The organism is Rossellomorea sp. NPDC071047 (assembly GCF_050270195.1).
GTDB lineage: Bacteria > Bacillota > Bacilli > Bacillales > Bacillaceae_B > Rossellomorea.
Genome location: NZ_JBNNJT010000009.1, coordinates 50,582 through 71,957, shown reverse-complemented (window position 1 = coordinate 71,957; position 21,376 = coordinate 50,582). Strand labels below are relative to the sequence as shown.

Here is a 21,376-nt window from a genome sequence, read left to right as displayed (position 1 = left end):
CTGATTTGGTTTTTGTTTTTACTTCAGAAACAGTCTAACCAAATTAACCTACGATGTTACGAGTAAGGAGCTAGTTTTCGTTCATGATAACTCGGGCTTATGCCCTGTGGGGTCTCGATCTTTCCTCTATTTCCCGCAGGAGTTAAGTGCCTTCCGCTACAATCCACTCTGTGCTACTACAACATCCCACACACACCGATTGACAGAGCTTATGATAAAAACATCAATCTTTGTGAAAGAGCCTAAACAAAAAAACTTACCCTAAGTCCGTTAGAGTAAGTTTCCTATAATGTATGTTGTATCATCTGATGTACCGTTGACTAGAGATTGAATATCACCTAAAGCGCCGTGAAGCGTTGGATATCTTTGAAGGATATTCTTTACTCCTGATATATTCAGTCCATCTGAGTGAATAAGAAATCTTGAGTTGGAATCGTAACGAAAACGTTGGGTCTTATATGTTTGCGGCCTTCCGGATAAGTACCCGGTAACCGGTAATGGATACGTCATCTTTCCTTCAGGTGCATACATATAAAAACGTATATTTCCTACACAGCTATATACAAACTCTTTAGAATGGTAATACGCTTTAATGATCGCCACTGCAGCGCCACGTTTTTTCTGAAGAGCTTCGTTACAAAGGCTCATGAGGGTTTCAACATCCTCGTGGTGATGCTCTTCAACTATATCGACGACAACATGAGACGATTCATAAGCAAACTTACCGCTACCTAAACCATCGGCCAAAACACAGATAAAGTAATCGCTTGTAGAGGTATAGAAATAACTGTCCCCACAATAAGGATTTCCGTTTTTCGATACTTGCTCTGCATAAAGCTCTATTTCATTTTGTTGAAGATAAGCCATTAATAATGACTCTCCGAATCGTTCATCTCTTCCTGAATGGCTTCCCTAAGCTTTTTAATCGCTCTTCTTTGTAAACGGGAAACATGCATTTGGGAAATACCGAGCTTCTCGCCAGCTTCTTTTTGGCTTAAATTTTCTAAATAGGTGTGTTGTATAATAGCCTTTTCTCTGTCGGAAAGAACGTGAAGAACTTTCTCAAGAACGAGTCGCTGATTGACTTTCTCGTAGCCCTCGTCCTGATCTCCCACAATATCCAATATTGTAACTGTGCTTCCCTCTGAATCCGCTTCAATCGAGTGATCCACTGATAACGCCTGATAACTTCTGCCCATTTCCATGGCTTCCAGAACTTCCTCTTCACTAACTTCCAGATATTCAGCAATTTCATGGACTTGTGGAGAACGTTCTAATCGGTTTGTTAACTCTTCAACCGTAGATTTTATTTTCGGACCAAGCTCTTTTATTCTTCGTGGAACATGTACGCTCCACGTTTTATCTCGTAGGAACCTTTTTATCTCTCCAATGATTGTTGGAATCGCAAAGGCCTCGAATGATCTACCGAAAGATTCATCGTACCTTCTGATTGCACCAAGCAATCCAATCATCCCTACTTGGATAATGTCTTCGTGGAAAGATCTTCCCTTAGAATATTTCCTCGCAATGGACTCAACAAGGTTCTGGTAATGTAAAATCAGTTGACTTTGTGCATCGTCATCTTGTCTTTCCTGATAGTCTTTGATCCATTGCAGTACTTTTTCTTTTTGTGCCTGCTGGTTAGGTTGAGATAGTTTTTTCATCCCTCTCCACCTGCTCCCCTGATAGGAATTTAGTCATAAAGACTGTCACTCCCTCCTTGTGATGCACTTTTACATCATCCATCAAGCTCTCAATAAGGTAAAGACCTAACCCACCTTCTCTTAAGAACTCAACTGAATGATCGGCATGATAAGGACCAACAGCACTGCGAATTTCTGTGAAATCAAAACTTTCACCGTGATCCGCTACCATAACTTCAAGACGATCCTCATATAGCGCGAATCCTACAACCACTTCTCCGTCGTTGTCTTTATACGCATGCTGAACCGCATTTGTGATAGCTTCACTAGTAGCAATCTTCAAATCCTCAATTGCATCGTAGTCAAATCCCATACGACTTGCAATTCCTGAAAGCGTCAAACGAATGACCCCGACATATTCCGGCTTTGCGGGGATCTTCATCTCGATGTAATCAAAAGCTTTCATCATTCCACGCCACCTTCTACCTTGGAATTAATATTCATAATATCCCCTAAACCTGTAATATCAAACAGTCTCTGCAGACGATCGGATAACCCGATTAGATTTAATTGTCCACCGCGGGCTTTAACCGTTTTGAAAAGACCAACAAATACACCTAATCCAGTACTATCCATATACGATACGTCTGAAAGATCAACTGTTATATCTTTATTATCAGCTTCAGCAGAGGGTTGAAGCGTTTCTTTAAGCTTTGGTGCTGTATATGCATCAATTTCACCAGCTACTTTAACGAGCAGCTCGTTCTCTTTTTCTTTCATATCTATTGATAAGTTCATAAAAAGACCACCTTTTTGGCAACATTTATAATAAGTCTCTATACATTTACCCTATTAATAACAAGAATAAACTTTATTTATGAATTTCTTTTTATGATGATTAGAGTGAAATCGTCTCTAAGCTCAAAGTGCTGCAGCTTCTCGAGTTGTTTGTATACGTTATTGACAATCTCTTGAGGAGGAAGGTGATTGTACTTGCTTATTAACTGAACCAAATCTTCCCTTTCAATGAAGCCATCCTCTGAACGGCACTCTGTTACTCCATCAGAGAGCAGGATAATCATGTCCCCTGTCTCAACCCGTCTCTCGTATTGTCGGTACTTCGCTTTTTTATCTACACCTAATAGAAGACCTTTTGCATCAAGATCTTCAAATTCGTTGGTTGAAGCTTTATAAAAAAAGCCAGGTTCATGCCCAGCTGATGAGTATGAAAATAGATGTTCCGCCGAATTGTATACACCATAAAACATGGTTATGAACATACTTGCATCCACATTTTGTTCCACTACTCTGTTTAAGCTTTCCAAAACAGCGTTAGGTTCATTCCGGTACTCAGGTAGACTATCCATCGCATACTTGATCATGGACATACAAAGAGCTGCGGGTATACCTTTACCGATCACATCAGCAATGGCAACACTGACGCTATCATTCTCATCCTGAACAAAGTGATAGTAATCTCCATTCATCTTTTTTGCAGGTACACTTACAGCTCCGATTTCCAATCCGTCTACTGAAGGGATGACGGTCCCTAGCAGGGTTTGTTGCATATTAGATGCTACATCTATTTCGTTATTTAATTCTTGTTGTTTCGTACGAAGACTTTGATGCTCCCGATAAGCAAAACCGTAGCCTATCATGACTTCAAGTAAAATATCGAATGAGTGCAGTACTTGATGTGGTATATTGGGCTCCATTTCCAATATTACACTCTTATGGAGACTTATGATCTCCTCTGGTGAAACATGATGCTCAATTGATTTACGACTAAATTTCTGTCCTAAATAAAGTGCTTTTTCATCTTGTTCATTTAGGTAATGCTCAATAATTTCTCTATATTTAGAATCCATTAAATCTCTGAAATTCATATAACTCCCCCTAGCGGAGCCACTTAGTCGCCCTAATGTCTGTTCCTTCACCTGGCACAGACTCAACGTTGAACTCGTCCATTAAACGCTTTACTCCAGGCAAACCTGCTCCTAATCCGCCTGATGTGGAATATCCATCTTCCATTACTTTTCTTATATCTGCAATTCCGGGTCCTTCATCCAAGGCGATAATTCGCACACCTTTTTTCCCGGCATCGAATAATTTTTCTATGCAAATCTGGCCATAGCCAGCATATAAATAGATGTTCCTTGCTAATTCGCTGATAGCCGTAGTGATACGAGCTTGGTCAACAGTACCGAATCCGAGCTCTTTCGCTACATTCCTCCCTAACTGGCGGGCAGCAACGATGTCCCATTCATTCGTGATCTTCACGCAGGATTGGCTATCCATACCTAGTCCCCCAGTTCCAATTGTAATTTCTCCAAACCTTTTTCCAGATCCAGAGCGGTCAGAACGTCCTCTAACCTGATTCCAAGCTCAATCAATGTTATCGCTACAGCAGGCTGGATGCCGGTGATGACCACCTTAGCCCCCATTAACCTTGACATGTTAATGACATCCCCTAGAACTTTTGCAATGAATGAATCTATAAAATCAATGGAAGTAATATCGATTACTACCCCTCTGGCACTCGTTTCGTGGATCTTATGCAGAAGATCTTCTTGAAATTGAAGGGCTGTTTGATCATCAAGCTCCCACTGAATGGAAATCAGCAAACAATCATGCAGCTTTAAAATTGGTATTCTCACTCTAATCCCTCCGCCGAAACTATTTTTCGATTTGTCATTTCAAGAGCCTTTTCAATTCCTTTTCGTAACGTGCTATTTGTACTGAACTGATTTAAATCAATGCCTAAGTTTACAATCGTTTGCGCGATTTCAGGTCTGATCCCTACCAGCATGCACTTCGCCCCTACTAATCGAACAGCTTCAGCTGCCTGGATGATATGATGGGCTACCATTGTATCCACAACAGGTACACCGGTGATATCGATTAACACCACTTCCGCTCTATGCTTCACGACACCATTTAATAGATTTTCCATAATTAACCGCGCTCGTTCTGTGTCAATCGTACCCACAAGCGGCATCACAGAAATCTTTTCAAAAACAGGTATCAGTGGTGCCGACAATTCCTGCAACGCTATTTTTTGAAGCGAAACGGTTCTTTCCCATGATTCTGTATAAGCACCGATTACTTTATTATTCATAGGAGTTAACCATTTATCGAACTTCTCAACTTGTGCCGCATGGTTTTTATCTGTAATAATACCTTCTTTCATCATGCCTTCGTAAACCACTTTACCAAAATTACTTAGAGCCGACGTCACGAAAGTCAGCGGCCATCCTAACCTGACAACCTTTTCAGCGAAATCTCCCAACCGGCTATTGAACTCGTTGGAATCCCTTAAGTTAGAAATAATCATTTCGACAAACTCATGGCTTGTCTTAGTAAAAACTTGATCCGAAACAACTTGAAGAAACTTCTCATCCGCTTCGTTCCTCATTCGTTCCATCCAAATACTAGTGATATCTGATTTATTATTCTGAATATAATCCGTGACTTCACTAAACATTTAGTTCTCTCCATTCTATCATATGAAATTTGTACTTCGTATTTATGCCGAATGATGTAACTTAATTTTAAAGTAGTTTACAACAGTGCACTAAAAAATGACGTAATTACTTTAATAGTAACAAATAAATTCAAAAAAGAAAAAATCTATGACTTTTCGGGTATTTTAAGTGCTTACTTTTCCCATTATAAATTGTTTACGGAGTTTTGTCATAAAATTGACTATATTTCCATTATCCATATTCTTCTTTTGGGGTTAATTGGCACTAGGTTTTCCTTCTAAAAAGAAAAAAAGACAAAACAAAAAGGCTTAATGATCATACATATTGTTCATCAGCAAGCCTTCTGGTTTGAAGTTATATTGTTCCTATTGTATAACATGATAAAGTATCTACACGATGAAAAGCTCATGGTTAAAATTGGATTAGACCCACGCTGATTTGCAGGGCGTCATCCACTTTTTCCATCATCTCATCATCCAAGTGCGTAATCTTATCGGTAAGACGTTGTTTATCAATCGTTCGAATCTGTTCAAGCAAGATAACGGAATCACGTTCAAAGCCATAACGTTTTGCATCAATTTCAACATGAGTAGGCAGTTTCGCTTTTTGAATTTGAGCGGTAATGGCAGCTACAATAATTGTGGGACTAAACCTGTTCCCTATATCATTTTGAATAACAAGTACCGGCCGAACTCCGCCTTGTTCTGATCCTACAACAGGAGAAAGGTCTGCAAAATATACGTCACCACGCTTTACAATCAAAGGATTAACCCCCGCTTACTAAGCGTTCGACTGTATGTTCTGCCTCATATTCTGCTTGAATCGCCTCTGAAGCAATTGCGAGATTAATCTTAGCCATTTCCATATAGCCGCGTCTCATAGATTCAAGTAATTGTCTCTTCTTACGCTCTCTTAAATACATTTTGGTTGCACGATAAATAAACTCATTGCGATTCACATTTTCTTGATCTGCAAAGCCGTCTAATTCTGTAACGAGCTGTTGCGGTAGACGAATTAAGATTTCTGTTGTTGCGCTGGATTCAGACACAAACTACACCTCCACCAATCACTACATACCGTTTCTGTTCATTAACATATTTATCATACCATCAATTAAGGGGAATGAAAAGTTAATTTATCAATCTCTTCTATTATCCACCATATAAAATACTAATTATTCATCAAGTTTGCGGTTATTTTCCTGCTGACTGTGAATACCTGTCGATAAGAGTTTATTCGATACTTCCGTCGGCTCCCCGTTTCGCATATAGATACGAGGCACTCTCGTTGAGATCATACAAGGGATCTCATAGTTGATGGTATCAAGCTTATCAGCGATTTCATCCATTGTAACCGCTTCTCCACCTTGTTCTCCTATTAACGTTACACGGGTACCCATAGTAAGAAATCCAGGGAGCCTAATCATACATTGATCCATACATATCCTTCCAACAATTGGAACCCTTATACCGTTTACAATGACGTCCTGACCTTGTAATTTACGCAGCCATCCATCAGCGTATCCGATAGGAATGGTCCCGATCCATTCTGACTCACCCGTTTCATAAGTAGCACCATAGCTCACTTTCTCTCCAGCTGAAAGTTCTTTTGAATGAATAAGTCTTGAATGAAGAGAAAACACTTCTTTTAAAGGAAAAGGCAGCTCGGGCTTCATCTCTTGAGATGGAGTCAGGCCGTACATGGCAATTCCCACCCGCACAGCATTAAAGAGGGTGTTGGTTTTCCTTAATGTAGCGGCACTATTTGAAGAATGGATATAGTCTGGTAATGACTCCAATTGATTCAGCATGTATTCAAATCGAGCTAACTGCCGGTCAAGATAGTCATCGTTCAGCTCATCTGCCGTGGCAAAATGGGTAAAGATCCCTTCAAGCTTAAATTGGGAATGAGCTTGAATATACTGTTCGATACGCTTTAATTCCTCAGTGGAACGGACGCCTATCCTACCCATCCCGGTATCGCACTTGATATGGAGGTTCAATCGATCCCCTTCTGACAGCTGATTTTCTGCTTCCACAAGCCACTCTTGGTGGAATGTCGTTAACGAAATCGCCAAATCGGCAGCAATCTTCACATCTTTCGGTCTCGTAGCTCCTAATACGAGAATAGGAGCGGTTACGCCTGCTCTTCTTAAGGAAATCGCTTCGTCTAAGAATGCAACAGCTAAGCCGTGTGCCCCGGCAGAAAGAGCCGTGAAAGCGGTTTGCACATCCCCATGCCCATAAGCATTTGCTTTCACAACCGCAAACACTTTCACATCCCCGGGAATATGGTCCCTAATATTCTTTACGTTTTCATATAAATGATCTAGGTTGATTTCTGCCCATGTATCACGAAAAAATTGCGTCTGGGTTTCCACTCTGTTCACTTCCTCATATCTTTACACAAAACATTGTCATTCTATTCAAGAATACCATTGATTATTCATATTATCATTCATTGTGTAAAATTGATTTTTTGGAGAGGGGGGAAAGGGGGTTCCAGGATAGGGCATCGCGAGAAGAAAAATCGGTACTTCGAATGGCACGGAGAGCTTGGTGGATGTTTGATGGGATCTTGTGAGCTTGGTTGATTAGGATAACCTTATTCATTTTAAGCCAATCTCAGACGGCTTTTTATGGAGTAATGAAGTTTTAATTTACCTTGGTGCTTTCAATAAGATTATTCATGGATTATTTGCCTGTTTATTATCGACTTTCTGAATATATTATCGACTTTGCGGCTCTTATTATCGACTTCCCGAATATATTATCGACTTTAAAAGCTGTTTTTCCGGCCACACCATTCCTTCAATATATCCTCCTTTCTACATCACATCCTCACACCAAGGAAAGAGGCGAACCTGATAGGCCCGCCCCGTTCAGTTATTTTATTTCACCATTGAACCTTGTACGGATCGAGCTACCATCACCATCTCAGAAGGAGTCAGGTCATTGGAGGCAAGCATATAGTCCACTCCGTTATTGGTCCATCTGATTGATTGCTCTGTCATGGCCGCTACTGTGAATCCTAAGTCCACTAACTCACCTTTTAGAGAAGTAGAAACCGTCATCGTTGGAACGACAGTTGTTTTTTCTTGTACGATTGTGAAGGACTTTTCACCATCATACGTTAAGATTACGCGTTTACCCGTATCGGTGGCGACTTCTTTTTCTTCAATTAATTCAGTGCCGGTGATTTCTGACATTGGGTAAAGAACAGTGAATTCTGTGTCCTCTACTTTTGCCGTAACCGGTACTTCGAGCTGGGCACCTGTCATATTTTTCTTCATGTCGAAGTCTTTTTTATCAAATCCAGCTTTCATATCCATCTTGGAGAATTCTACTTTTACAAGTGGATTTTTATCTGAATCCATTACATTCACGGATGCCGGAGTCAGGTCTTTCTTGTTAAAGGTAATTTCTTGAGTCGGAAGCATCTGACTGTTTTGATAACGTGTCTTTGTGTTAAAGATGTAGTGATCTTTTGTTTCTTTGAAAGTAGCTTCTTTATCCTCTAACACATCTTGAACAAGCGATTCATACAAGTACGCCTGACTGCTATTTTCAGGCCAATTGCTTTGGAATCGGAAGCTTTTGTTCAGTGCCGGCGTAAGGACGAATACTCCCTCATCATTACGTAAGATCATTTGACTCTGATCCTTCGCAGCGTTCTTTAATGCCACTCGATAATAATTAGGGTCATTATGCCACACTTCCACATCATAGGTTTGAGGCTCGTCGCCCACCTGCAGGGTCATTTTTGCATCTGCTTTGTACCCCTTCATATCCTCTACTTTAGCCTTAAGATCCTTGGTTACATCTTCTTTCGATTGCTCTCCACAAGCAGCCAGCATAAGCACCGCTAACATGGCCATCACTAGTATCACTAGCTTTTTCTTCATTTTTTCAACCCCTTTTGTCCCAGGATAAACGTAATTGAGAGAGGGGAAAGCCAGCCGTCTAAGAATGGACGATTCTTATAGAATGCCCCGTTCCTTAGTCCAATTGCAATTCGCCAAAGAACCGCGATTGTTAAACACCTGGCCTTGTCTCTCTTATTGCACTACTGAATATATGAGACAACCTGAGGGATTATGCTAGTGAAGATGACAAGCTTCTAAATTATTTTACTCTTCGATGATCACCTGAGCAGCCGCGAATTGCCGGCTATGAGTGATGGATAGATGGCTATTCGCCCCCTCCGGCTTTGAAAAATAAGGTTTTCCATTCGGGTCCTTACTGATTTCAATATCCTGAAAGGAGAGCGCTGTTCCGATGCCCGTTCCATTCGCCTTGGCATAAGCTTCTTTGGCTGCAAATCGTCCTGCTGCGAACTCAACCTTTCGCTGACCGTTTAATGTATGGAAAGCATCCTCCTCCTTTGCTGTTAATATTCTCTTCACGAACTTCGGCTGACGTTCAATCATCTTCTGAATGCGCCCTGTTTCAACGATGTCCAATCCTATTCCTTTTATCATATGCGATTCCCCTTCTACTCTTGTCCTGTCATGCATATTTGTATAGTGAACTATACTCGTGATTTTCGACGTTTTCTTATACTATAGTATTGACGGCGTTTTTTATATAAATAATTTAGTAATGTTATTAAAAAGAAACAACCTACTTAGGAGGTTACAATATGTTTGTCCGGACTGAAAGTTTTTCACAATTTTTACGGCTCTATCCTATTATTTCCCTGATTGTATTCATTCATATCGCCTTATACCTTGTCAGTGCACTTCCCATTTTTCCACAACTGTGGGTGTACGAGCAGCTGGCCGGTGTGAATTTATTTATCAAAGAGGGAGAATGGTGGAGACTCGTCACCCCTATCTTTGTACATTTGGGATTCGCTCATCTGCTATTTAATTCGTTCTCCCTTGTCCTGTTTGGCCCACCCCTGGAAAAGCATCTCGGGAAAGCTAAGTTTATCGGTCTTTATTTAGCAAGCGGCGTGTTTGCCAATATCATCACTTATGTTATCAAGCCCCTTACGTATAGTCATGTGGGAGCATCGGGAGCGATTTTTGGTTTATTCGGTTTTTACATCGCCATGATTCTCTTAAAAAAACATTTCATCACGAGAGAAAGCCGGCAGATCATCATACCGATCGTCGTCATTGGTGTAGTCATGACCTTCATGCAATCAGGAATCAACATAACTGCCCATATCTTCGGATTAATCGGCGGCTTTGTGATCGGGTGGATTTCAGGTAAAAAATAAGAAACAAAAGTGACCCGCTAACGAATCGCGGGTCACTTTTATCGTTTACACACTATGAGAAAACCAAGACGCAATTGTTTGGAGGTCCTTCTTTTCAAGATCCCTGATAGGACTGGCATAACCAGTCTCTCCAGACTTTATCGTTGTTCTGAGACTGCCCAAGTCTTTTCTCGTTTGAAACCAGCTTTCATGGGTGTCCAAAGATTGAATGCGACTTTTCTTTATATGCATCGTATTCTTCAATATGCCCCTATACTGTAAAGATAATTGTCCTTCATCAATCTTCCAGCCCCCTGCTCGATATTGGTAGTAGCCGAGTATCCCGAAAGGAATCATCAACAAGCCGACCCAAAGACCGTATGGCCAGTACATAAAACAAACAGCCGCAGTCGGGACCACCACCCAGATTGCCTGTCTGAACACATACCTTCTTAAGGAACGTCCCGGAAGCCTCTTAAAATCATCGTGAATGACATAATCCGGAAATAAGTCGTTTAATAATACCTGAATCCGCTTCTTTTTCACAATCGGGAATAATTTTATACTGGTGCTGTCTTTCTCCAGAACAGATCCACCTGCATTTTCAATGTGGACCGTGCAATACCCCAATAGCTGCCTGATTGGATTTTCCACTACCCGGATGCCTTGAACCCGATTCAAGGGTACCGTCACCTGCTTCTTCTCCAGAAGCCCTCTTGTCATGACAATATGATCATCCACTATTTTAATCCTGAAATCACCATAAATAATAAATGTCCAGGCAATCGATAAAAGCCAGGCAACAAGCAACCCCAAGAATGCCATCACCGAAACCACAAACACGCCGCTTTTTACAAAAACAGCCAGCTCATCATACACAGCTTCGTACGGAATGAACTCATTAAATTGAGATAAGAAAACAAACACCCCGGAAATAATGACACCGATCCCACCTGAAGTCGTAGCAAGAACCCAAATGTCTTTCGAGCTGAGCTTGAAAAAGGGGGCTTCATCTTTCAAAGTCTCGTTAGTTTCGCCAGAGAGATCTTCGGTCACGTTATGACCCTTCTTCTCCCTATATATCATTTCCTCCAACTCTATGGCTTCTTCTTTTAAAATAGCTGTCAATTCTGCTTCTGATTCGCGAGGATTCGAAGACCCAGCCGTTTCGACCTTGACCTTAACCAATCCAAATGGCCGATGCAGAATGCCCTCAGATAAATTCAAGCTCTGTATCCGGTCAATGGGAATATACCGCTTCTTTTTAACGAATAGTCCGTACTCGATCCGCAGCTCCCCTTCTTCCAATCGATATGTAAACCGAAGCCACTTCACAACCCCTGTGACCAAAACGAACACAAGGACCGCCGCCATAGATATAACAGGCATATAATCCCAAAACCCCGTCTTCTCCCCCCTGTTATTCAATACAAATAAGAAAACAAAGGGAACGATCAAGTCCTTTAACTGCTTTACAAAATTGGCTACAGCTGAAATAGGGTGAAGTCTCTTGTGCTCAGACATCATCTTCCGCCACCCTCGCTAGTTGTGAGATGGAGTTTCTCAATTCATCTGCCTCCTCCACATCCAATGCCGGTATCTCATGAACCGTGGCCGCAGTCGATATCGTAATGGTTGCCAACCGATACTTTTTTAAAATAGGGCCCTGAACCGTATCTACATGCTGAACCCTCACCATCGGTACCAACGTGCGCTTCACAATAAAAATTCCTCTTTGAAGCTCAATCTCCTGCTCCCTCACTTCATAACGCCATCTCTTCCATTTGATGGTTGGAATAAAGAAAACAAACAAATATGTAAATAGAATCAATACAGCAACTGCTGCTGCAATGATCCATTGTGGCCACTCAAACATAACAGTCAGAGTAATCGCTCCTGTGGCTACAGCTGCAACGATTAACGTTTCAATCACACCATATATTTTCCACACCTTTAAAGCCTTTGGTGAAATCCGTTTTTGCGGCTCTCCGATCATATCCATCCCCTCACTTCTCTCTTTTACTAAATCTTACAGTATATTTACGATTTGGAACAGAGATGGTTTCAGATTAAGGTGAAAGCTTTGGGAGATTTGCCTATTTTAGATGAAACGAACTTTTATCCACCCACTCAATCCCATTAATCCCTTGCAGATCCTCTACCAATCGGAACAATGCGTCATCCTTCTTTTTCGCTTCTATCATACAATCAATTTCATCCACCGAGCCCTTTATCCCCTGGAGAAAATCAAGAAACATCTTAGGGTCGATGAAATCAGCATGGGCCTTGTAATCCTTACGGGAACGAGGGCTTGAAATATGCACCTTCACAGGTAACGATGACTGGCTCCACGTTCCAATGATCCTCTCCCAATCCAGCAACCAATCCCTTTCGTTATAAGCAAGATGATGATGGTAATCGAATACAAGGGGGATCCCGAGCTTTTCACATAGATAAAGGGCATCCGCTGCACTGAAAACAGTATCATCGTTTTCAAGAATGATCATTTGTTGAAGAGAAACGGGAGTCAGACCCCAGTTATGTATGAATTGCTCAAGTGCCTTTTCTTTATCTTCATAAGCTCCACCAACATGGAGAACACAGCGGTGGGGTGGATCGATTCCCATCCCTTTTAATAATGCCTCATGCATCTTAAGCGTTTTAAGAGTGTTTTTCAACACATCTACATCACTGGAATTTAGCAGCACAAAATGATCGGGATGAAAATCCACACGCATAGGATGAAGCGTCAAATACTCTTTAATCGCATCGAGCTCAGGTTTCAAGGGCGAAATGAAATCCCATCCCTTCAATTCAGGATGATTCGCAAGAGGGATCAACTTTGAACTGAACCGGAAAAAGTGAATCTCATTAAGAACATTATGCTTTAAAAGCCGCAGGCAGTTTTCAAGATTCGATTTGGCAATACGTTCGAGTTTATGAATAGCAGCCTCACGATCCTTGATCCCGGAAAACTGCTTATACGTCATGGTTTGAGAAGGGGATGCATTCTGGAGGTTCATGCTCATGGCAACATAGCCTAACTTTACGAGTGTCATGTGGGGTGGACTCCTTTTTGTGGTTAGTATGTGCGGATTGTGGGGATTTATCTCGTTGGTTTTGAATAGGTGACAGACTTTGTTCCACCTTTTGTTTCTAATTGAAGGGATTTCAATATTTTATAAGCGGTGTTTCGTGAATTCAGGTGCAAAAATCTCCTCAGTTCTTGATTGGTTATGTGATCACTTATTAGTAAGAAATATTCCCGGACTGCTTCTATATGAGCATATTTAGATGAATTGCCACATTTAACGCAAGACCATGCTCCACTTACTCTAATCATTGGTATATAATTGCAGTTTTCACAACGGACTCCAGTGACAATATCACCTTGGGTAAGAGAATATGTCTCCAGAAGGTCTAACTCAGATTCTTTATGTTTTTTTAGAATGGTTTTCTTCATTTTGGACAATTCTTTATCAGTTATGGCTTCTTTTACGTATGTCTCATTTAAATCCTTGATCTTATCTATTATATTTTGAGAGTGAATAATATTTCTGTAAGGCGAGTCAGCTGGTGGGGGTTCGGTAAAATTTAAGATGGTTGATGGGTTGCTGAATACAACGAGGTGTTCCAAGGGAGGGATCTTCAGCTTTTGGACACTGAACCATTTTTGCAGTAATAATTTTTGTCTTTGAACCTGGGAGATAGGGTCAGAGAATCCTTCTGTTAATCCTTTATATGTACGGGTAAGCTGTCTTATTAATGGATCAATTTTAACGATTCCTGAGATGTTTTTTACTTCGATAAGTAAAATATAGAATGGAGTAAGGATGAGGAAATCGATTTGGAAATAGTTCGAGAATAGAGGAAGCCTTACATCATGAAAGATTTTATATCTCTTGTCATTTAAGAAACTGAGGTGGTAGTAGACGGTTGCTTCACCGTTGAAACCTGCTTTTCTTTTCTTTAAATCCTTATCGACAATGGGAATCTTTTGATGATTGAGAGGCAGACGCCATAATAATGCTTGGTTTTTATCAATATTGATTGGGATTTTGAGTTCTTTACAGATCAATTGATCACTCTCCTTTAAGGTTCTGCCTACTTTAGTTCGCCACATGCTTAAAAAACCCTTCTTATTAATTTGAAAAATCTACAGAATATCACTAATTGCGTCGTTTTGGGGTAGAATTGCGTCGATATCTGAATAATTGCGTCGTTTTCAGCTTAATTGCGTCATTTTATTATTTATTGCGTCGTTTCTTACGATAATTGCGTATTTTTGTGAAAATTGGAAATACATATAATCCTTGCCCCAATCCTGCACGCATTCAAACCAACATAACAAAAAAAACACGACAACCCTAAGGTCATCGTGTCCTCAAATCTATTGATCAAGAATTGTTATAAGATTTACGTTTCGTTGAAGATTGTGGTCTGCCGCCACCAGTACGGTTGCGATCTCCGCCACGGCTTCCGCCTCCGCGATTTCCACCGCCGCTGCGTGATGATCCACCACGGCTTCCGCCTTTACCGCTGCGTGCTCCACCTTTGTATCCACCGCCGCGATTTCCGCCGCCACGATTTCCACCACCTCTTGATGGTAATGGACGCTCTTCAGTGATTTCAACTGGTGTTGTATCCGGCTCTTTCGTCAGGACACGGATTGCTGCTGCAACTGCTTGAACAGAATCGTGGCCACCAAGGAATTCTTCTGCTAATGGATAGTAATCTTTAAGATCACTTTCCTTCGCAGCTTCAGCTAATTTTTCAAGAGCTAAGCGTTGTTGACCTTCAAGGGCTTCGTTTAAGCTAGGTGGCTTAAGAGCCGTCATTTTCTTCTTCGTTGTTTGTTCAACGATCTTCAGGTAACCCATTTCTCTTGGTGTTACAAAAGTGATGGACATACCCTTCTTACCTGCACGACCTGTACGTCCGATACGGTGAACGTAGCTTTCAGGATCTTGAGGAATATCAAAGTTGTATACATGCGTTACGCCTGAGATATCTAATCCACGGGCAGCAACGTCTGTTGCGATCAGGATATCGATGCGTCCTTCTTTGAATTTCTTAAGGACCGTCATACGACGAGCTTGAGAAAGATCTCCGTGAATCCCTTCAGCCAGGTAGCCGCGGATGCTAAGAGCACGCGCTAATTCATCTACTCTACGCTTTGTACGACCGAATACAATCGCAAGTTCAGGTGATTGAACGTCGATCAAACGGGAAAGAGTATCGAATTTTTCTTTTTCGCTTACTTTCGTGAAGTATTGTTCGATGTTCGAAACTGTTACTTCTTTTGATTTTACTTTGATTACTTCCGGCTCTGTCATGAAGCGATTCGCAATGCGTCGGATCGGATCCGGCATTGTTGCAGAGAATAGAAGTGTTTGTCTTGTGCTTGGAACAGTCTCAAGGATGCTTTCAATGTCTTCGATGAAGCCCATGTTCAGCATTTCGTCTGCTTCGTCAAGTACTAATGTTTCAACGTTTTCAAGGTTGAGTGTTTTACGTTTGATATGGTCAAGAAGACGACCTGGTGTACCAACGATGATATGAGGGTTCTTTTTCATCGCGCGGATTTGACGTTGGATGTCCTGTCCTCCGTAGACAGATAACACGCGTGCACGCTTGTCGGATCCGATACGATATAACTCTTCAGAAACTTGGATGGCAAGTTCACGAGTTGGTGCAATGATAAGAGCTTGAACGTTTGGATTTTTCACGTCGATCTTCTCGATCATCGGGATTCCAAATGCTGTTGTTTTACCTGTTCCAGTTTGTGCCTGACCGATAATATCCTTACCTTCTAAACCGACTGGAATCGTACTCGCCTGAATTGGTGTCGCTTCTTCAAAGCCCATACGTTTAATTGATTTCAACGTAGATGCGCTTAAGTTTAAATCTGCAAACTTAGTCAATGTTACATTCTCCTTTAATTTACATCTTTTATAACTAATCAATATCTGATTATATTTTTAGGTCGGAACGAAATCTTACCCACCGAAAGACTTCGGTATCTAATCTAAAACCGTCTATATGAGATGTTTAGTTTTTATGTTTGGTACAAAAAAATACACTCTTCAAAATAGAAGAGCTAGCACGTCCAACAAATTAAGAACTATGTTGTAGCTATGTTACCACTTCTAGAAATGAATTTCAATCTAATGTCAAATAGTCAATCTATTCATTTAGAAGGAAATGGTAGATCTCTTCGAAAAGTTCATGCTTATCTTCACTATGACAGATCAAATGTTTTGCTTTAGGGGAATAAAAAAGGTTTTTTTCTTGGGAAGAAATAGTCTCGTATATATATTTTGCAGCTTTAGGGGGGACTATTCCATCAATCTCTCCTTGGGCAATGAAGGTTGGGACATTAACCTTCTTCAGGAGTGGACGAGCAATACGAACGACTTTTCTAAATTCGTACGTGGACAGAACTGGGGTTTTTGTCACCTTCCATTTGTACCGATTGTACAGCTCGTTTTCAATCAAATTTCCTTGAATTCCTTCTTTAATCATATTTCCAATATCTTTCAGTAGTTGCTTCACATTTACATAATAAGCTGCCGCGCTTAATAGCACGAGCTTATTGACTTCATATTTCACTGAAAGATACGAAGCGATCAACCCGCCCATGGAGAAGCCGATTACGTAAACCTCATCGCATTTCTCTATAAGAGCCTGAAGTTCTTCCTCAGCATGCTCGATCCATTCAATATGTTTGACCCCTTTCAGTTCAAGGGTTTCACCATGACCAGGCAGAGTCGGCACAACGATTTCCCAGTCGGTCCTCTCTTGAAGGAAATTTGCCAGAGGCTCCACTTCAAAAGGGCTCCCGGTGAATCCATGGATTAGTAAACAACCGATCATGTTATCCCCTCTTACTTTTCAAAAGGTAGGGAGCGAGCCAATCTCCCATCATCTACAAGCTCATTTTGTTCATTTCCATTAAGGTTTAAACTTGGACGTCAGTAGAAATTTATGCCTTTAATCCATCGATGACTTCTTCAAGCTTCATTCCCCTGGATGCCTTGAATAAAACCAGCTCTTCCCCTGTAATGAAGGAGGACAGCTCTTTTGTCAGGCTATCTTTATCCGTAAAAGAGTGAACACGGTCAGGAGAAAAATTCTCAAGTGCACCCTTACCTATAAAGCCTCCTAAAGGACCGAATGTAAACACATGCTGAACTTTTTCCGGATTGATCAATTGTCCAATTTCCTGATGAAATTCTTCTTCCTGGTCGCCAAGCTCCAGCATATCACCAAGCACCAGGATTTTGGTATGAAACCCCTCAAGCTCTGACACAAGCTGAATCGCGGCTTTCATGGAAGTAGGGCTGGCATTATAAGCATCGTTAATGATGCTTTCACCTTTCTTTCCTTCCACCATTTCCATTCTCATCTGGGTCAGCTTCAACGACTGTAAGCCTTCTTTCATGTCATCGACGCTGAGACCAAATTTACGGGCGATGAGAATTCCGGCTAGAGCGTTGTGGATATTATGAACCCCTAACACGGGAAGAAAGAAGGTTTCTCCTTCAGCGAGCGAGGTCTCAAAATAACTCCCTTTGTTATCCATGTTGATTTTTGTTGGATAGATAGTGTTGGATTCGCTTCTTCCGAAAGTCTCCACATGCTTCAGGTTGAGTTCCTGAACGCGACCCTGTAGCAGCGGTTCATCTCCGTAGTATGCAAATAACCCATCAGGCTTCAAGCCCTTCACAATCTCCAATTTGGCTTTGGCGATTCCTTCCCGTGACCCCAGATCCTGAAGATGTGATTCTCCAATGTTGGTAATGATGGCCGCATCTGGCTGGGAGATCTCTGATAGAAGTTCAATTTCTCCGAATCCACTCATCCCCATTTCAAGTACAGCCACTTCTGAGTCCTGGGGCAGGGATAGGATGGTTAAAGGAAGACCAATGTGGTTATTATAGTTCCCTTGTGTCTTATGAACTCGATATTTTACAGACAAAAGGTTTGCCACAATATCTTTCGTTGTTGTTTTTCCATTACTGCCTGTAATTCCGACTACCTTTAAACCCAGCTCATGGCGATATTGATTCGCCAATGACTGAAGGGCCAGAAGGGGATCTTCCACCACTATTACGGGAATATCTTCAGGTGGATTCGGAACATTAACATCCCAAAGAGCGGCAGAAGCACCATTTTCGATAGCATTTCGAACAAATTGATGACCGTCCACGTTTTCTCCTTTAAAGGGGACAAACAGATTGGCATCTTCAATCTTTCTCGTATCGATGGAAACGCCTTTCACCACCACCGACTCAAACCTTGAAAGATCGTTTTTTACCTCAAGCATGTTGCATATATCTTTTATTTTTTTCTCAAACATTCGCTTTCTCCTTTTACTCTTTTTAATAAAAACAGAGCAGGGACTGCCTTTAGACGGTGAATCTTCTGGTCAGTCCCAAGTATCGCGTATTACATCGTATGTTTAATCGTTTGTTTGTCTTGATAACGTTCTAAGCCAAGTTCCACTAATTTCCCGATCAAGGTAGGATAGTCCACCCCCGTGTGCTTCCATAGAAGCGGGAACATACTGAATGGTGTGAAGCCGGGCATCGTGTTGACTTCATTCATATAAATCTGACCATCTTCTGTTAAGAAGAAGTCCGCACGCACAAGTCCTGAACAATCCAGGGCTTTATACGATTGAATCGCGATATTCTTCATTTCATTGTAAATGCTTCCTTCTACTTCTGCAGGAATGATGAGGGCCGTATCTCCGTCTTCATATTTCGCTTTGTAATCATAGAAGTCTTTTTTAGGTACGATTTCACCCGCAACTGAGCACTCAGGCTGGTCATTCCCTAATACACCAAGCTCAATTTCACGTGCTTTCACACCTTCTTCGATGATGATTTTACGATCGAACTGGAACGCTTCCTCGAAGGCAGCCTGCAATTCTTCGCGGGATGTACATTTGCTGATCCCTACTGATGAACCTAAGTTAGCAGGTTTTACAAAACAAGGATAGCCAATCTCATCTTCCACTTGCTTATAAGTAGACTCAGGATTCCCTTTCCATGTGCTGCGGATGAACCATGTGTAATTGACTTGCGGGATGCCTGCTTGAGCAAATAAATTCTTCATGATGACTTTATCCATTCCAGCAGATGAGGCAAGAACGCCATTCCCTACATACGGAAGATTCAATAGTTCAAGCATTCCTTGAACCGTTCCGTCTTCCCCATTCGGTCCGTGAAGTAACGGGAAGATCATGTCGTATCCAACAGACCCGGAAGGAGAGATGGATGTACTTAACGCATTAGGGGCAATTTCTTCCCCATCCTTAAACTGTAATGCTTTCACATCTTCAACGGGAGCATTCAGTTGTGGGCCTTTGATCCACGCGCCTTCTGTCGAGATGAAAATAGGGTGAATTTCATATTTATTTAAGTCCAGGGCTCCGATCACAGCCTTGGCTGTTTGCAAGGATACATTATGTTCAGCGGATTTACCGCCGTACAGTAAGCATAACTTCGTTTTCATGTATTTAGTTACCTCCAATATTCACAATAGATGTTTCTATTTTATCACTTTCATCGGAAAGGGAAAGAATGATTCCTATGGAAAATAAAAATTACCACATTTGTCTTGATTCAAAAGACATTTAAGTCAAAGCCCATTATATATGTATGCAAAGGAAAACTAGTCCTGCGACAGGGAGTCAATAATATTATTCTGAATACATTTAAGATTTCGCCTATTTGAAAAGCTATTAAAATATCCTCCTATAAGGTGTACAATCTTTCTATTAAAAACATTTGTATTCTAGAGGAGGACACCAAGATGAGAAAGCTGGGTTTACTGCCTAAGATCCTCTTAGGTATTGCTTTAGGTATTGTCATTGGAGCATTTGCACCAGAGTGGTTCGTTAAAATCTTCGTAACGTTTAATGGATTATTCGGTAATTTCCTAGGATTCGCCATTCCATTAATCATTATTGGATTTATTGCTTCAGGAATCGGATCCATGGGTAAAGGAGCAGGTAAGCTTCTCGGTTTAACCACAGCTTTAGCATATGGTTCCACGGTGTTAGCCGGCTTACTCGCCTTTACGGTTGCGAAGTCTATTTACCCAACTTTGTTGGCAAATCAAACGTCTCAATCCTTTGAAAATCCCGAAGAAGCGCTTCTCAAGGGATTCTTCACAGTAGAAATGCCTCCTATTATGGGCGTTATGACGGCCCTGCTTATCGCCTTCACCATTGGTCTAGGAATGGCTGCCATTAAGGGAGACGCTCTTCAAAAGGGCATGAATGAATTCAGAAACATCATTGAACTTGTAATTGAAAAAATCATCATTCCGCTATTACCGGTTCATATTCTTGGAATTTTCGCGAACATGACTCAAGGTGGACAGGTCAGTGCCATCATGTCTGTATTCGCTAAAGTATTCTTTATGATTATTCTTTTACATGTAGTCTTTTTAGTTTTACAATATACAACTGCCGGAACTTTAAGAAAACAAAATCCGCTTTCTATGATGAAAAGCATGCTGCCGGCCTACTTTACTGCACTCGGGACTCAATCATCGGCTTCTACGATTCCCGTGACGCTTGAGCGCTCAAAGAAAATCGGTTCCAGGGAACGTATTGCCGATTTCTCTGTCCCTCTTTTGGCAACGATCCATTTATCAGGCAGCACGATTACCCTTGTCAGCTGTGCCATGGCCGTCATGTTCATTCAAGGAGAAGCGTTACAGTTCACTCAGCTGTTCCCGTTCATCCTTATGCTTGGAATCACGATGATTGCAGCACCTGGTGTTCCGGGTGGAGCTGTCATGGCTGCCCTTGGATTACTTGAAACAATGTTAGGCTTCGGACCAACAATGACATCCCTCATGATTGCCCTTTACCTAGCACAAGACAGCTTCGGTACAGCGTGTAACGTAACAGGTGATGGTGCGATCACGTCGATTGTGGACAAGCTTACACAGAAAAAAAAAGTACCCCTTTCTAAAATAAAAGCAAGCTGATATACACAGAGGTCCGTCCCAATTTGAGGGACG

The 21,376-nt window shown here is 41.4% G+C and carries 23 protein-coding genes; 2 read left to right on the top strand and 21 right to left on the bottom strand.

The window, feature by feature from the left end:
• Positions 1–270: 270 nt before the first annotated feature.
• From ACQKFO_RS22260 to acpS, 13 genes are all read right to left on the bottom strand, one after another.
• Entirely contained in the window at positions 271–867 is a 597-nt protein-coding gene (locus ACQKFO_RS22260; protein ID WP_427601157.1) for a PP2C family serine/threonine-protein phosphatase, read from the bottom strand.
• Positions 867–1,664, bottom strand: a complete 798-nt coding sequence (gene sigB, locus ACQKFO_RS22255) for an RNA polymerase sigma factor SigB (protein ID WP_427601155.1) — start codon at positions 1,662–1,664, stop codon at positions 867–869. The genes ACQKFO_RS22260 and sigB overlap by 1 nt, the downstream gene beginning before the upstream one ends.
• Complete coding sequence (rsbW, locus tag ACQKFO_RS22250; RefSeq protein WP_427601161.1) at positions 1,642–2,109, bottom strand: anti-sigma B factor RsbW; 468 nt, start codon at positions 2,107–2,109, stop codon at positions 1,642–1,644. The genes sigB and rsbW overlap by 23 nt, the downstream gene beginning before the upstream one ends.
• On the bottom strand, positions 2,109–2,441 hold the full coding sequence (locus tag ACQKFO_RS22245) for an anti-sigma factor antagonist (RefSeq protein ID WP_315635993.1): 333 nt from the start codon (positions 2,439–2,441) through the stop codon (positions 2,109–2,111). Before ACQKFO_RS22245 ends, rsbW begins: the two co-directional genes overlap by 1 nt.
• A gap of 77 nt (positions 2,442–2,518) precedes the next feature.
• Positions 2,519–3,529: a PP2C family protein-serine/threonine phosphatase gene (locus ACQKFO_RS22240; RefSeq protein ID WP_427601153.1), complete on the bottom strand. Its 1,011-nt coding sequence runs from the start codon at positions 3,527–3,529 to the stop codon at positions 2,519–2,521.
• Between the two features lie 10 nt (positions 3,530–3,539).
• On the bottom strand, positions 3,540–3,941 hold the full coding sequence (locus ACQKFO_RS22235; protein ID WP_034763056.1) for an anti-sigma regulatory factor: 402 nt from the start codon (positions 3,939–3,941) through the stop codon (positions 3,540–3,542).
• Positions 3,942–3,943: 2 nt separating this feature from the next.
• Positions 3,944–4,300, bottom strand: a complete 357-nt coding sequence (locus tag ACQKFO_RS22230; protein ID WP_044340427.1) for an STAS domain-containing protein — start codon at positions 4,298–4,300, stop codon at positions 3,944–3,946.
• Positions 4,297–5,127, bottom strand: a complete 831-nt coding sequence (locus ACQKFO_RS22225; RefSeq protein ID WP_427601151.1) for an RsbT co-antagonist protein RsbRA — start codon at positions 5,125–5,127, stop codon at positions 4,297–4,299. The genes ACQKFO_RS22230 and ACQKFO_RS22225 overlap by 4 nt, the downstream gene beginning before the upstream one ends.
• A gap of 412 nt (positions 5,128–5,539) precedes the next feature.
• The gene (gene ndoA / locus ACQKFO_RS22220) at positions 5,540–5,890 is read right to left on the bottom strand and encodes a type II toxin-antitoxin system endoribonuclease NdoA (protein ID WP_034763063.1); all 351 of its coding nucleotides are present in this window, start codon (positions 5,888–5,890) and stop codon (positions 5,540–5,542) included.
• Between the two features lie 4 nt (positions 5,891–5,894).
• Positions 5,895–6,176, bottom strand: a complete 282-nt coding sequence (locus ACQKFO_RS22215; protein ID WP_427601149.1) for a CopG family ribbon-helix-helix protein — start codon at positions 6,174–6,176, stop codon at positions 5,895–5,897.
• Between the two features lie 126 nt (positions 6,177–6,302).
• Positions 6,303–7,508 carry an alanine racemase gene (alr, locus tag ACQKFO_RS22210; protein WP_427601147.1) on the bottom strand — a complete coding sequence of 402 codons (1,206 nt, stop codon included), beginning with the start codon at positions 7,506–7,508 and terminating at the stop codon, positions 6,303–6,305.
• Between the two features lie 510 nt (positions 7,509–8,018).
• On the bottom strand, positions 8,019–9,032 hold the full coding sequence (locus tag ACQKFO_RS22205; protein WP_427601145.1) for a LolA family protein: 1,014 nt from the start codon (positions 9,030–9,032) through the stop codon (positions 8,019–8,021).
• A 225-nt stretch (positions 9,033–9,257) separates the two neighbouring features.
• Positions 9,258–9,608: a holo-ACP synthase gene (gene acpS, locus ACQKFO_RS22200; protein ID WP_427601143.1), complete on the bottom strand. Its 351-nt coding sequence runs from the start codon at positions 9,606–9,608 to the stop codon at positions 9,258–9,260.
• A gap of 161 nt (positions 9,609–9,769) precedes the next feature.
• On the opposite strand from acpS, the gene ACQKFO_RS22195 reads away from it, so the two are divergent.
• On the top strand, positions 9,770–10,354 hold the full coding sequence (locus ACQKFO_RS22195; protein WP_427601141.1) for a rhomboid family intramembrane serine protease: 585 nt from the start codon (positions 9,770–9,772) through the stop codon (positions 10,352–10,354).
• A 45-nt stretch (positions 10,355–10,399) separates the two neighbouring features.
• Here ACQKFO_RS22195 and ACQKFO_RS22190 read toward each other — a convergent pair whose 3' ends face one another.
• From ACQKFO_RS22190 to ACQKFO_RS22155, 8 genes are all read right to left on the bottom strand, one after another.
• Complete coding sequence (locus ACQKFO_RS22190) at positions 10,400–11,857, bottom strand: PH domain-containing protein (RefSeq protein ID WP_427601139.1); 1,458 nt, start codon at positions 11,855–11,857, stop codon at positions 10,400–10,402.
• Entirely contained in the window at positions 11,850–12,329 is a 480-nt protein-coding gene (locus tag ACQKFO_RS22185) for a PH domain-containing protein (protein WP_427601137.1), read from the bottom strand. Before ACQKFO_RS22185 ends, ACQKFO_RS22190 begins: the two co-directional genes overlap by 8 nt.
• A gap of 100 nt (positions 12,330–12,429) precedes the next feature.
• A complete protein-coding gene (gene uvsE, locus ACQKFO_RS22180; RefSeq protein WP_427601135.1) occupies positions 12,430–13,392 on the bottom strand; it encodes a UV DNA damage repair endonuclease UvsE in 963 nt (320 codons plus the stop codon).
• Between the two features lie 47 nt (positions 13,393–13,439).
• Positions 13,440–14,456 carry a nuclease-related domain-containing protein gene (locus ACQKFO_RS22175; RefSeq protein WP_427601133.1) on the bottom strand — a complete coding sequence of 339 codons (1,017 nt, stop codon included), beginning with the start codon at positions 14,454–14,456 and terminating at the stop codon, positions 13,440–13,442.
• A gap of 274 nt (positions 14,457–14,730) precedes the next feature.
• The gene (locus ACQKFO_RS22170) at positions 14,731–16,257 is read right to left on the bottom strand and encodes a DEAD/DEAH box helicase (protein ID WP_427601131.1); all 1,527 of its coding nucleotides are present in this window, start codon (positions 16,255–16,257) and stop codon (positions 14,731–14,733) included.
• A 262-nt stretch (positions 16,258–16,519) separates the two neighbouring features.
• The gene (locus ACQKFO_RS22165; RefSeq protein WP_427601130.1) at positions 16,520–17,209 is read right to left on the bottom strand and encodes an alpha/beta hydrolase; all 690 of its coding nucleotides are present in this window, start codon (positions 17,207–17,209) and stop codon (positions 16,520–16,522) included.
• A gap of 109 nt (positions 17,210–17,318) precedes the next feature.
• On the bottom strand, positions 17,319–18,695 hold the full coding sequence (locus ACQKFO_RS22160; RefSeq protein ID WP_427601128.1) for a UDP-N-acetylmuramoyl-tripeptide--D-alanyl-D-alanine ligase: 1,377 nt from the start codon (positions 18,693–18,695) through the stop codon (positions 17,319–17,321).
• Between the two features lie 89 nt (positions 18,696–18,784).
• On the bottom strand, positions 18,785–19,855 hold the full coding sequence (locus ACQKFO_RS22155; protein ID WP_427601126.1) for a D-alanine--D-alanine ligase: 1,071 nt from the start codon (positions 19,853–19,855) through the stop codon (positions 18,785–18,787).
• A gap of 300 nt (positions 19,856–20,155) precedes the next feature.
• Here ACQKFO_RS22155 and ACQKFO_RS22150 point away from each other — a divergent pair, with 300 nt between their 5' ends.
• Complete coding sequence (locus ACQKFO_RS22150) at positions 20,156–21,343, top strand: dicarboxylate/amino acid:cation symporter (protein WP_427601124.1); 1,188 nt, start codon at positions 20,156–20,158, stop codon at positions 21,341–21,343.
• Positions 21,344–21,376: the final 33 nt, after the last annotated feature.

Excerpts from the sequence above, each read along its gene's own strand:
- ACQKFO_RS22260 (WP_427601157.1), bottom strand. The coding sequence starts at position 867 with ATGGCTTATCTTCAACAAAATGAAATAGAGCTTTATGCAGAGCAAGTA.
- sigB (WP_427601155.1), bottom strand. The coding sequence starts at position 1,664 with ATGAAAAAACTATCTCAACCTAACCAGCAGGCACAAAAAGAAAAAGTA.
- rsbW (WP_427601161.1), bottom strand. The coding sequence starts at position 2,109 with ATGAAAGCTTTTGATTACATCGAGATGAAGATCCCCGCAAAGCCGGAA.
- ACQKFO_RS22245 (WP_315635993.1), bottom strand. The coding sequence starts at position 2,441 with ATGAACTTATCAATAGATATGAAAGAAAAAGAGAACGAGCTGCTCGTT.
- ACQKFO_RS22240 (WP_427601153.1), bottom strand. The coding sequence starts at position 3,529 with ATGAATTTCAGAGATTTAATGGATTCTAAATATAGAGAAATTATTGAG.
- ACQKFO_RS22235 (WP_034763056.1), bottom strand. The coding sequence starts at position 3,941 with ATGGATAGCCAATCCTGCGTGAAGATCACGAATGAATGGGACATCGTT.
- ACQKFO_RS22225 (WP_427601151.1), bottom strand. The coding sequence starts at position 5,127 with ATGTTTAGTGAAGTCACGGATTATATTCAGAATAATAAATCAGATATC.
- ACQKFO_RS22205 (WP_427601145.1), bottom strand. The coding sequence starts at position 9,032 with ATGAAGAAAAAGCTAGTGATACTAGTGATGGCCATGTTAGCGGTGCTT.
- acpS (WP_427601143.1), bottom strand. The coding sequence starts at position 9,608 with ATGATAAAAGGAATAGGATTGGACATCGTTGAAACAGGGCGCATTCAG.
- ACQKFO_RS22195 (WP_427601141.1), top strand. The coding sequence starts at position 9,770 with ATGTTTGTCCGGACTGAAAGTTTTTCACAATTTTTACGGCTCTATCCT.
- ACQKFO_RS22190 (WP_427601139.1), bottom strand. The coding sequence starts at position 11,857 with ATGTCTGAGCACAAGAGACTTCACCCTATTTCAGCTGTAGCCAATTTT.
- ACQKFO_RS22185 (WP_427601137.1), bottom strand. The coding sequence starts at position 12,329 with ATGATCGGAGAGCCGCAAAAACGGATTTCACCAAAGGCTTTAAAGGTG.
- uvsE (WP_427601135.1), bottom strand. The coding sequence starts at position 13,392 with ATGACACTCGTAAAGTTAGGCTATGTTGCCATGAGCATGAACCTCCAG.
- ACQKFO_RS22175 (WP_427601133.1), bottom strand. The coding sequence starts at position 14,456 with ATGTGGCGAACTAAAGTAGGCAGAACCTTAAAGGAGAGTGATCAATTG.
- ACQKFO_RS22165 (WP_427601130.1), bottom strand. The coding sequence starts at position 17,209 with ATGATCGGTTGTTTACTAATCCATGGATTCACCGGGAGCCCTTTTGAA.
- ACQKFO_RS22160 (WP_427601128.1), bottom strand. The coding sequence starts at position 18,695 with ATGTTTGAGAAAAAAATAAAAGATATATGCAACATGCTTGAGGTAAAA.
- ACQKFO_RS22155 (WP_427601126.1), bottom strand. The coding sequence starts at position 19,855 with ATGAAAACGAAGTTATGCTTACTGTACGGCGGTAAATCCGCTGAACAT.
- ACQKFO_RS22150 (WP_427601124.1), top strand. The coding sequence starts at position 20,156 with ATGAGAAAGCTGGGTTTACTGCCTAAGATCCTCTTAGGTATTGCTTTA.